Raw genomic sequence first — 10,265 nt, forward strand, 5'->3', positions numbered from 1 at the left:
CGTTCGATGAGCCAATCCCTCGACGAACAGCAGCTGCAGGAAGCCTGCCTCGACCTGGCCCGCGTGGTGCTCGCCGCCGGCCAGCCGCAGGTCTCGAACGACATCCTCGAGACCCTGGCCGACCGCTTCCAGCGTGAAGTCGTCGATTTCGCGCCCGGCATCGCGCGCGCCGGACGCGATCCGAACCTGCTCACGCGCGCGGTCTACTACCTGATCGACGCCCACGCCCTGCCGCTGATGGGCACCGACATGGAGTGGTTCCGCCAGACCCTGGTGTGCCTGGTCGAACTGGCCGCACCCAGCATCGCGCTGTCCGACAAGGGCGGCGCTTTCCTGCGCGACGTGCAGCTCGGCGTCGAGCAGTCGCTGGGCGACCTGGCAGGCTGAGCGCACACTACCTGCACATAACAACTACAAGGAATTCCCAGATGACGATCCGCCTCAAGCAGCTCGCCCTATCCCTGTTCACGGCCTTCGCCATTCAAGCCCAGGCGGCGCCCGCGCCAGTCCCGGTCCTGATCACGGCCGACAGGGTCTGGACCGGCGAAGGCGCGCCGCACCAGGGCTGGGCCGTGCTGGTAGCAAAAGGCCGCATCGAGGCCGTCGGCCCGCTCGAGAAGATGACGGTGCCGGCCGGCGCCGAACGCATCGACCTGCCCGGCAAGACCCTCATCCCGGGCATGATCGACCTGCACTCGCACGTGCTGCTGCACCCGTATAACGAGACCACCTGGGACGACCAGGTGATCAAGGAGCCGGTGGCCTACCGCATCATGCTGGCCGGCCGCCATGCCGCAAGCACCCTGCAGGCCGGCTTCACCACGCTGCGCGACCTCGGCACCGAAGGTGCGGACTATGCCGACGTCGGCATCAAGCGCGCCATCGACGAAGGCGTGGCGCCAGGCCCGCGGCTGCTGGTGGCGACCAAGGCCATCGTGGCCAGCTACAGCTATGGACCGGCCGAGAAGAGCTACCGCCCGGACATGGAGATCCCCTACGGCGCCCAGCCGGCCACCGGCATTGACGAAGTCACCAAGGCAGTACGCGAGCAGTCGGCGCGCGGCGCGGACTGGATCAAGATCTACGGCGACTACCGCACTGGCATCGACGGCAGCTCGCGCCCGACCTTCACGATGGACGAGATGAAGGCGATGGTCGCGGCGACCCACGTCACCGGCCGCAAGGTGGCGGTGCATGCCAGCAGCGACGACGCGATCCGCATGGCGGTGCTGGCCGGCGCCGACACCATCGAGCATGGCTACGGCGCTTCCGAGGCGACCTTCAGATTGATGAAGGAGCGCGGCACCGCCTACATCCCGACCCTCACCGCGCCGGAAGCGACCGGCGAATACTTCCAGAAGCATGTACGCGGCGGCGCGCCCACCCCAGCCATGCAGCAGGCCCACCGCGCCTTCGCGCTGGCACGCAAGCTGGGCGTCACCATCGGCAACGGCAGCGACGTCGGCGTGTTCGCCCACGGCACCAATGCCCGCGAACTGGAATGGATGGTCAAGCTCGGCATGTCGCCGCTGGAAGCGATGCGCGCGGCCACCGTGGTGGCGGCCGATATCCTCGGCCGCAAGGACCTGGGCCAGCTCAAGGCCGGCTTGCTCGCCGACGTGGTGGCGGTCGAGGGCGACCCGACGCGCGACATCGGCGCCGCCTACAAGGTCGGTTTCGTGATGAAGGGCGGCGAAGTGTTCCGGCGCCAATAAGCGCTTTTCGGAAATACCATGCGATAAGGCATTGGCATATCGCGTGGCGAACGCATGACTAGTTATAAGGCCTGCGGATATCCACAATAGATAAGGCAGGCCGCTTCCGACAAGATGGCAACACCACAAACTTCTCTATGAAGAGTTGCCATGAAAAAGCCTTTTTACAAAATCCTGTACGTCCAGGTGCTGTTCGCCATCGTGCTTGGCGTGCTGCTCGGGGTGTTCCACCCTGAACTGGGCGCCAAGATGAAGCCTTTGGGAGACGGCTTCATCAAACTGATCAAGATGATCATCGCCCCCGTGATCTTCTGTACCGTCGTCGCCGGTATCGCCGGGATGCAGGACATGAAGAAGATCGGCCGCGTCGGCGGCAAGGCCCTGCTCTATTTCGAGATCGTCTCGACCTTCGCCCTGGCGATCGGCCTGGTCGTCGCCAACCTGATCAAGCCGGGCGCCGGTTTCAACGTCGACGTCGCCCACCTCGACACCAAGTCGATCGCCCAGTACACCGAAAAGGCGCAGCACCAGTCGACGGTGGACTTCATCATGAACATCATCCCGAACACCTTCGTGGATGCCTTCGCCAAGGGCGACATCCTGCAGGTGCTGCTCATCGCGATCCTGTTCGGCTTCGCGCTGTCGATGATGGGCGAGCGTGGCCGTCCGGTCACCAAGATGATCGAGGACTTCTCGCACGTGATCTTCGGCGTGGTGAACATCGTCATGAAAGCCGCCCCGATCGGCGCCTTCGGCGCGATGGCCTTTACCATCGGCAAATACGGCCTCGATGCCCTGCTGCCGCTGGCCAAGCTGATGGGCTCCTTCTACCTGACCTGCTTCCTGTTCGTCGCCGTCGTGCTGGGCCTGATCGCCAGGTTCACCGGCTTCTCGATCTTCCGCTTCATTTCCTATATCAAGGAAGAGCTCCTGATCGTGCTCGGCACCAGCTCGTCGGAAAGCGCCCTGCCGGCCCTGATGCGCAAGCTCGAGCGCCTCGGCTGCTCCAAGCCGGTGGTCGGCCTGGTGGTCCCGACCGGCTACTCGTTCAACCTGGACGGCACCAACATCTACATGACGATGGCGGCCCTGTTCGTGGCGCAGGCCACCAACACCGAGCTGACCCTGATGCAGGAACTGACCATCCTGGCAGTGGCGATGCTGACCTCCAAGGGTGCCTCGGGCATCACCGGCGCCGGCTTCATCACCCTGGCCGCGACCCTGGCCGTGGTACCGACTATTCCCGTCGCCGGCATGGCCCTGATCCTCGGCATCGACCGCTTCATGAGCGAAGCGCGCGCCCTGACCAACTTCGTCGGCAACGGCGTGGCCACGGTGGTGGTGTCGAAGTGGGAGAAGGAACTGGATACCCAGCGCATGGACGACGTCCTGCACGGCCGCGTGCCGCTCGACGGCGAGAAAGACCTGGAGCCGGTGCGCGCCGCCGCCTGATCCGTCACACGCATGCCCCCGCGAACGCGCTCTTCGGAGCGCGTTTTTTTTGGCCCTACCCCGTACGCATAAAGTCTGCACGGCGCACGAAAACGGTAGACAGCGCTGTCTAGACAGACTATTCTAGGTCCCATCACCCAATGAGGACGCTCATGCCACGCAAACCCGATACCCCCAAGCCGACCCCGGCCGAACTCGAACTGCTGCAGGTCCTGTGGCCGATGGCCTCCGGCACCGCCAAGCAGGTGCACCAGGAAATGCAGAAGACCAAGCCGGAGGTCACCTATGCCACCGTGCTGCGCCTGATGCAGATCATGCACGGCAAGGGCCTGCTGGTGCGCGACGAGAGCGAACGCTCGCACGTCTACGCCCCGGCGCAAGCCCAGGATTCGGTCGAGACCAAGCTGCTCAAGGACCTGATGCAGCGCGCCTTCGCCGGTTCGGCCAAGGCGCTGGTGCTGGCGGCGCTGAAGACTGGCATCTCGAAGAAGGAACGGGAAGAGATCGAGGAGCTGCTGCGTGAAGACAAGCCGGAGGACGGGAAATGAGCGCCGCCGACATCGTCGCCAGCATCGGCTGGACCCTGGTCCACCTCCTGTGGCAGGGTGCGCTGATCGGCTGCGCCACCGCCCCTCTTTCTTACCGTGCTGCGCAATGCCCGCCCGCAGGCGCGCTACCTGGTTGCCTGCCTTGGCCTGGCCCTGTGCCTGGCCTGGCCGGCCCTCGAGCTCGCGCTGCGCCTGACGGGCGAGAGCGGCGCACGCGGCGATGCGATGATGCTGTTCGCCGCCGGCCTGGTTGTCGGTACGCCGGTTGACGATGGCTGGGGCGCCCTGCTGGCCGACCAGCTCACCTGGATCGTCGGCACCTGGGCCGTGTGCGCGCTGGCGATGGCGCTGCGGATGGTCGCGGGCCTGCTGTGGATCAGCCGCGCGGCATTGCACGAGCGCCAGGATCCGGCCTGGCAGGCCCGCGCCGAGCGCCTCGCCGCGCAGTTCGGCATCACCCGCGCGGTGCGCCTGCGCGTGGTGGAACGCCTCGGCAGTCCGGTCACGGCCGGCTGGTGGCGCCCCGTGGTGCTGGTGCCGGCCGCGCTGGTGTCGGGCATGCCGCCCCACCTGCTGGAAGCTTTGCTCGCCCATGAAATGGCGCACATCAAGCGCCACGACTACCTGGTCAACCTTGGCCAGAACGTGGTCGAAACCCTGTTCTTCTACCATCCGGCGGTCTGGTGGATCTCGGGACGCATCCGCGTCGAACGGGAACAGATCGCCGACGATTTCGCGGCACGGCAACTGGGCGAACCGCGGCGCCTGGCCCTGGCCCTTTCCGAGCTGGAGAAACTCCAGTTTTCCACCCACCACCTGGCCCAGGCGGCCAACGGAGGAGATCTTATGTCACGCATCACACGATTGGTCCGTCCCGATACGCAGGCGTTGAACTGGAAGGCGGCCATTCCCGTACTGGGACTGGTCATCGGCGCGGCGAGCCTTGCCCACGCAGCGCCTGCCAAGCAGGTCAAGGCCGATACCGCGGCCGTGGCCGACTTCAGTAGCTGCAAACGGCCCAATTACCCGGCCGAGTCGATCAAGCAGAACCACACCGGCACCGTCAGCCTGGGCTTCCTGGTGGCGAAGGACGGCACGGTGAAGGAGTCGAAGGTCACGCAGTCGTCCGGCCATGTGGCACTCGATGAAGCGGCGCATACCGCGCTGGCGAAGTGCACGTTCAAGCCGGCCACTGCCAAAGGCAAACCGGTCGAGGAGTGGACCGCCGTCAAGTACGTCTGGACGCTCGAGTAATGAAACGGCGCCCAGCGCTCGTGTTCGGCATCGGCGCCACGATTGTCGGCGCCGCGCTGTCGGGCTGCGCCAGTACGGCGCCGGCAGAACGCCAGGCCCGGATCCTGCCGGAGAGCTGTGCCAGGCCGTCCTATCCCAGGGAAGCCCTGATGCAGCGCGTGCAGGGCAAGGTCGGGATGGCGATGCTGGTTGGCGCCGACGGCAAGGTAAGGGATGCCGAGGTCAGGCGTTCAAGCGGTGACGAGTCGCTCGACCTGGCCGCCTTGCGCGCCCTCTCCACCTGCAGTTTCCGTCCTGCCCTCCTGGCCGGCGCAGCGACGCAGCAATGGACGGACGTCCAGTACGCTTGGCGGCTGCGCTAGTCCTCTGATCGTGGTGACGGGACGCCGTCCCCACGATTCCTCCTGCTTCTCTTAAAACTGCACGGCCAGCTTTTTCTGCCGATTATGCGTGCTGCATTGCCGAGCGGAGGAACGATTGCTACTATGAGGCAAAACAACTACTCGGAGATAGCATGGCAAAATTCCTCTTGCTGGCAAGAACGATTCTCCTGTCTGTCAATCTGGCCTTACGGGCAGCGCCAGCCACCGCGATTCAAGCCCTGAAAGAGCGCATCGGTGCGATCTGCCTCGGATCGCCCACCCCGGCCGCTGCCGACGACGGCCGCACGGAATAGATCGTCAACGCGCGCTGCCCTGTCCCCTCCGTATCTGGACACAAGCCCATGACCACGATTCGCACACTCCTGCTCGTACCCGCGCTGCTCGCTTCCTTCGCCTGCGATGCCAGCGCGGAGGTCGACGAAGCGACCCGCAAAGCGGTGATCGCCGAGCTCGGCGCCAAAATGAACGAGTTCTACGTTTTCCCGGACAAGGCCAGGCTCGTCGCCGAACGCCTGAACGCTCGCGAGCAAAGCGGTGCCTACCGCTCTGCCACGGATCTCACGGCCTTTGCGGCGATGCTGACCGAGGACCTGCGCCAACCGACCAATGACAAGCACCTGGGCGTGCGCTACCGCGCTGCGCCGATCCCGCCTGATTCCGGCAGCAAGGGACCGACGCCAGAGCAGGAGCACGAATTCGGCAACTTCCTGAAGTCGCGCAACTACGACATCCGCAAGGTAGAAACCCTGCCCGGCAACATCGGCTATATCGACCTGCGCAGCTTTGCGCCGGTCAAAGCTGCCAGGCCTGCGCTCGGCGCGATGATGAACCTGGTTGCCGATACCGATGCCCTGATCGTCGACCTGCGCCACAACGGCGGCGGCGATCCCCACACAGTCGCCTTCATGTCGAGCTACCTGTTCGACAAACGTACGTACCTGAACAACATGTACTGGCGCGAAGGCAATCGCACCGATGCTTTCTGGACTGAGGAGGACCTGCCCGGCAAGAAATTTGGCGGATCGAAGAAGGTGTATGTCCTGACCAGCAAGAAGACCTTCTCCGGTGCGGAAGAATTCAGCTACAACCTGCAGCAGCTGCGTCGCGGTGTGATCGTCGGAGAAACCACGGGCGGCGGCGCCCATCCCGGCGGCGTACACCGCATCCACCAGCACCTGGGGGCGTTCATCCCGATGGGACGTGCGATCAACCCGATCAGCAAGACCAACTGGGAAGGCACCGGCGTGGTGCCGGACGTGAAGGTCGATGCGGAGGATGCGCTGCGCACGGCGGAACGCCTGGCCCTGACCGAGCTGCTGAAATCGCCGAGCGACGATGAACATGCGCAGCGGCTGCGCAAGCGTCTCGACGAGCTGAAATGAGCGAAGCCCGCAGTCGAGAAACTGCGGGCTTCGGGAACGCACACCGCGGGGCCGGATGGCCGCCCCCGCGGTTTTTTTTCAGACTGCCGACACGTCCAGCTCGCAACCGGTGGCCGCCAGCACCTGCTCCTTGGTGACGCCCGGCGCCAGTTCGACCAGCTTCAGGCCACTGTCCGTCACGTCGATGACGCCCAGGTCGGTGATGATGCGGTCGACCACGCCCACGCCGGTCAGCGGCAGGTCGCATTTTTCCAGGATCTTGTGACTGGTCGAACCGTCCTTGGCGGTGGCGACGTGTTCCATCACCACGACCACACGCTTGACGCCGGCGACCAGGTCCATCGCGCCGCCCATGCCCTTGACCATCTTGCCGGGGATCATCCAGTTGGCCAGGTCGCCCTGTTGCGACACCTGCATCGCACCCAGGATCGCCAGGTTGATCTTGCCGCCGCGGATCATGCCGAAGGAATCGGCAGAACTAAAGTAGGCGGAGCCCGGCAGCGCGGTCACGGTCTGCTTGCCGGCGTTGATCAGGTCGGCGTCCACCTCTTGTTCCGTCGGGAACGGGCCGATGCCCAGCAGGCCGTTCTCGGACTGCAGGAAGACTTCGATATCGTTCGGGACGTAGTTCGCCACCAGGGTCGGCAGGCCGATGCCCAGGTTCACATAGAAGCCGTCCTGCAGCTCCTTCGCCGCGCGCGCGGCCATTTCATCACGAGTCCATGCCATGTTCTGTCTCCGGTCTGATCTTAGTTGGCGCGCACGGTGCGCTGCTCGATGCGCTTTTCCGGCGTCGGGTTGTGGACGATGCGGTGCACGAAGATGCTCGGGGTGTGCACCTGGTCCGGATCGATCTCGCCGATCTCGACCAGCTCTTCGACTTCCACGACGCAGACCTTGCCGGCAGCGGCCACATTCGGGTTGAAGTTGCGCGCCGTCTTGCGGAAGATGAGGTTGCCCGCCTTGTCGGCCTTCCACGCCTTGACCAGGGAGACGTCCGGCACCAGGGCGCGTTCCATCACGTAGTGTTCGCCATCGAATTCGCGGGTCTCCTTGCCTTCGGCGACGATGGTGCCGTAGCCGGTCTTGGTGAAGAAGGCCGGAATGCCGGCGCCGCCGGCGCGCAGCTTCTCGGCCAGCGTGCCCTGCGGGGTGAATTCGAGTTCGAGTTCGCCGGCCAGGAACTGGCGGGCAAATTCCTTGTTCTCGCCGACATAGGACGAGATCATCTTCTTGATCTGGCGGGTTTCCAGCAGCTGGCCCAGGCCGAAGCCGTCCACGCCCGCGTTGTTCGAGATCGCCGTCAGGTTCTTGACGCCGGAGTCGCGCAGCGCCGCGATCAGTGCTTCCGGAATGCCGCACAGGCCGAAGCCGCCCACGGCGATAGTCTGCCCATCTGCCACGATGCCGGCGAGCGCCGACTTCGCATCAGGATACACTTTGTTCATACGCGTCCCTTTTATAAGTTAAGCCATACAGCTCTTCTGTACTGCCGAGTAGATTCTCAGCATAAAATAGCCTGTACCGAATAACAATACCGTAGAAATACGGGCCGGCGCTTGAGACGCCCGGCAGTCGATCCAGATCAGATGAACCCATCCTACGCCATTGATTACGAGATGATATTTCAGCATGCACCCGTGGGCATGTGCGTGTCGGTGGACCGGGTAATCCAGTCCTGTAACGGGGCACTGGCGGGGATGTTCGGGTACGCGCAGGGGCAACTGCAGGGACAGTCGTTCAGCATCCTGTATCCGACCATGGACGAATTCCTGCGCACGGGCGACCGCATCGTGCCGATCATGAACGCCAAGGGACGTTATTCGGACGAGCGCATCATGCGCCGCGCCAGTGGCGAACTGTTCTGGTGCCACGTCACCGGGCGCGCGCTCGATCCGGGCCAGCCGCTGGGCGCCGGCGTCTGGACTTTCGAGGATGTCAGCGAGAAGCGGCCGGTCTCGGCCGAGCTGACGCCGCGCGAGCGCGAGATCGCGGCACTGCTGGTCGAGGGCAAGACCAGCAAGATGATCGCGCGCGACACCGACCTCAGCCCGCGCACGGTGGAGATGCACCGCGCCAGCCTGATGCGCAAGTTCTCCGCATCGACTTCTTCCGAGCTGGTCAACAAGCTGGTCGGCGGACGCTAGACGAAAAAAAAGCACGCGAACCGGTGTGGTTCACGTGCTCTCGAGCCCTCACGGGCAGGATGTCCCTGCCCGCTCTTGCTTGCCCTTGATTACGGCGCGATACCGACGGTGTGGTTCAGCTTGTTGAAGCCGGTCGACGCTTCCCAGGTGCTGGTGTTGGCCATCTGGATCGCGTACTCCGGACGGCTGCGCAGCGAAGCCTGCGGGTCAGGCAGGTTCAGCAGCAGCGCGTACGAACCCTTCGGCATGTCGGCCGGCAGCGTCACGGTCTGGTTGATGGTGACGGTCTGGTTGGCCAGCCACAGGCGCGGATCGGTCGCCAGCTTGACGCGGTACAGCGCGTTGGTCGCGGTGTTGCGGAACACCAGTTCCACGTCGCGGCTGTTGAACGGCGCGGCCCAGCCCTGGTTCTGCAGCGTCAGGTTGACCACGAAGCTGCCGCCCGGCTTGGCGGTGCTCGAGAACGAACCCTTTTGCATCACGAAGCGGTAGCCCAGCTTCTTGTCGACTTCGGTGAAGCAGCCCTGGCTCTTCCAGTTGTTCAGGACGGTGGTGTTGTAGTCCAGGTTCAGGTAGGACCAGTGGAAACGGCCCATCTCCGTGAGCGCGCTGGGGCAGGCGCTGCGCGGCGCGTTGTAGGCGCAGGTCTCGCCGCCGGAAGCCAGGTACTTGGTCTCGGCCTCCAGGTACGGGTACTCGACCGACGGGTTGATGTAGGTACCGTAGTCCGAGCTGTTCGACAGGAAGCAGTCGTTGTGGTGGCCCAGGCGTGCCTTGGCGGTGCCGTTGAAGGCTTCCAGGGCGGTCAGCGCAGTCGGGCTGTACAGCTTGGTCTTGAACAGCGGCATACGCAGCTGCACCTGGCGCTCCTTCGGCACTACGGCCAGCAGCTTGTCGACCACGCGCTTGCGGTCGGCCTGGTTCTGCGCGGTCATGTTGTAGCTGTCGCCGTAGTTCTGGGTGTTGCCCCACTCGCCCCACGAACCGATCAGGCCGGCCTGGACGACGCTAATGATGTCCTTGTTGGCGGCCAGCATCGGCGCCAGCTGGGTCAGGTGGGTCTCGACCATCGCCGGCTTGGCGTCGGCCGGGTTGTTATTGTCGTTGTAGGCGAAGCGCACGATTGCCTTCAGGCCGGCCTTGCGGACGGTGTCCATCTGCTGCTGGAACAGGTTCAGCTTGGCCTGGCTGATCGGCGCATTGACGAATTCGCGCAGGTAGAACACGCACAGCATCAGGGTTTCGCCGTCGGCGGTGCGGAAGTTGGTCAGCTGGCTCTGGCTCAGCGGGGTTTCGCAACCGACGTGACGATAGAAGCCGCGCTCCGGGTTGGCGATGACGGCGTTGTTGGCCGTGTAGCTGACGGCGATCGGCGCGCCGGCCG

At 64.6% G+C, this 10,265-nt stretch carries 12 protein-coding genes; 9 read left to right on the forward strand and 3 right to left on the reverse strand.

The genetic code is table 11. The features are described 5' to 3' along the window. Positions 1 to 6: 6 nt before the first annotated feature. The 8 genes from LK539_RS19130 (at position 7) to LK539_RS19165 (ending at position 6,734) form a co-directional block, all read left to right on the forward strand. Positions 7 to 387, forward strand: a complete 381-nt coding sequence (locus LK539_RS19130) for a hypothetical protein (RefSeq protein ID WP_227802645.1) — start codon at positions 7 to 9, stop codon at positions 385 to 387. 41 nt (positions 388 to 428) lie between these two features. Next, positions 429 to 1,715, forward strand: a complete 1,287-nt coding sequence (locus LK539_RS19135; RefSeq protein ID WP_227802646.1) for an amidohydrolase family protein — start codon at positions 429 to 431, stop codon at positions 1,713 to 1,715. Positions 1,716 to 1,865: 150 nt separating this feature from the next. Further along, on the forward strand, positions 1,866 to 3,167 hold the full coding sequence (locus LK539_RS19140; RefSeq protein WP_227802647.1) for a dicarboxylate/amino acid:cation symporter: 1,302 nt from the start codon (positions 1,866 to 1,868) through the stop codon (positions 3,165 to 3,167). Between the two features lie 152 nt (positions 3,168 to 3,319). Then, positions 3,320 to 3,715 (forward strand): BlaI/MecI/CopY family transcriptional regulator, encoded by a 396-nt coding sequence (locus LK539_RS19145; protein ID WP_227802648.1) that lies wholly within the window; start codon positions 3,320 to 3,322, stop codon positions 3,713 to 3,715. A gap of 96 nt (positions 3,716 to 3,811) precedes the next feature. Then, positions 3,812 to 4,969, forward strand: a complete 1,158-nt coding sequence (locus tag LK539_RS19150; protein WP_227802649.1) for a TonB family protein — start codon at positions 3,812 to 3,814, stop codon at positions 4,967 to 4,969. Continuing rightward, positions 4,969 to 5,331 carry an energy transducer TonB gene (locus LK539_RS19155; protein ID WP_227802650.1) on the forward strand — a complete coding sequence of 121 codons (363 nt, stop codon included), beginning with the start codon at positions 4,969 to 4,971 and terminating at the stop codon, positions 5,329 to 5,331. Before LK539_RS19150 ends, LK539_RS19155 begins: the two co-directional genes overlap by 1 nt. Before the next feature lie 152 nt (positions 5,332 to 5,483). Next, the gene (locus LK539_RS19160) at positions 5,484 to 5,645 is read left to right on the forward strand and encodes a hypothetical protein (protein ID WP_227802651.1); all 162 of its coding nucleotides are present in this window, start codon (positions 5,484 to 5,486) and stop codon (positions 5,643 to 5,645) included. Positions 5,646 to 5,693: 48 nt separating this feature from the next. Beyond that, positions 5,694 to 6,734, forward strand: coding sequence for a S41 family peptidase (locus LK539_RS19165; protein ID WP_227802652.1), 1,041 nt, complete (start codon positions 5,694 to 5,696; stop codon positions 6,732 to 6,734). 78 nt (positions 6,735 to 6,812) lie between these two features. Here the strand turns inward: LK539_RS19165 and LK539_RS19170 are convergent, their stop codons facing one another. Beyond that, positions 6,813 to 7,463: a 3-oxoacid CoA-transferase subunit B gene (locus LK539_RS19170; RefSeq protein ID WP_227802653.1), complete on the reverse strand. Its 651-nt coding sequence runs from the start codon at positions 7,461 to 7,463 to the stop codon at positions 6,813 to 6,815. Positions 7,464 to 7,483: 20 nt separating this feature from the next. Further along, on the reverse strand, positions 7,484 to 8,182 hold the full coding sequence (locus LK539_RS19175; RefSeq protein ID WP_227802654.1) for a CoA transferase subunit A: 699 nt from the start codon (positions 8,180 to 8,182) through the stop codon (positions 7,484 to 7,486). Positions 8,183 to 8,323: 141 nt separating this feature from the next. Here LK539_RS19175 and LK539_RS19180 point away from each other — a divergent pair, with 141 nt between their 5' ends. Continuing rightward, positions 8,324 to 8,881 carry a PAS and helix-turn-helix domain-containing protein gene (locus LK539_RS19180; RefSeq protein ID WP_227802655.1) on the forward strand — a complete coding sequence of 186 codons (558 nt, stop codon included), beginning with the start codon at positions 8,324 to 8,326 and terminating at the stop codon, positions 8,879 to 8,881. Positions 8,882 to 8,970: 89 nt separating this feature from the next. On the opposite strand, the gene LK539_RS19185 is transcribed toward LK539_RS19180, so the two are convergent. Next, the coding region (locus LK539_RS19185; RefSeq protein ID WP_227802656.1) for a DUF4832 domain-containing protein at positions 8,971 to 10,265 on the reverse strand (1,295 nt) is incomplete at its 5' end.

It is taken from the genome of Massilia sp. IC2-476 (assembly GCF_020707295.1).
Classification (GTDB): Bacteria; Pseudomonadota; Gammaproteobacteria; order Burkholderiales; family Burkholderiaceae_D; genus Telluria.